This is a genomic window from Mycobacterium helveticum, assembly GCF_007714205.1.
Taxonomy (GTDB): domain Bacteria; phylum Actinomycetota; class Actinomycetes; order Mycobacteriales; family Mycobacteriaceae; genus Mycobacterium; species Mycobacterium helveticum.
In genome coordinates this window covers 1-218 of record NZ_VMQU01000426.1, presented here as the reverse complement: position 1 = coordinate 218, position 218 = coordinate 1, and the positions used below count along the sequence as shown (strand labels likewise).

General features: G+C 64.2%; 1 pseudogene. It reads right to left on the bottom strand.

Features of this window, described 5'->3' with window-relative positions:
• Nucleotides 1-218 (bottom strand): annotated as a pseudogene (locus FPZ47_RS28175) (hypothetical protein); the annotation flags it as partial.

Sequence of the window (218 nt, the reverse complement as noted above, 5' to 3'; positions counted from 1 at the left end):
GCGTTTCTCGGTGCGGAACAGGTTGGTTTTCTCCTGCGCCCGGCCCACGAACAGCACGCCCTCGGTGTCGGTGAACTCGGCCAAGTGTTCGTGCATCACGTCGTCTTTGCGTTGCCCCTTGGCGAAATTGACCCAGGGCAGCTTGTTGTCCCGGGCGAAACGGTGCACCGCGGCGCTGAACGCATCGCTGATCTTCGCCAGCGGCGCGGTCGACGCGA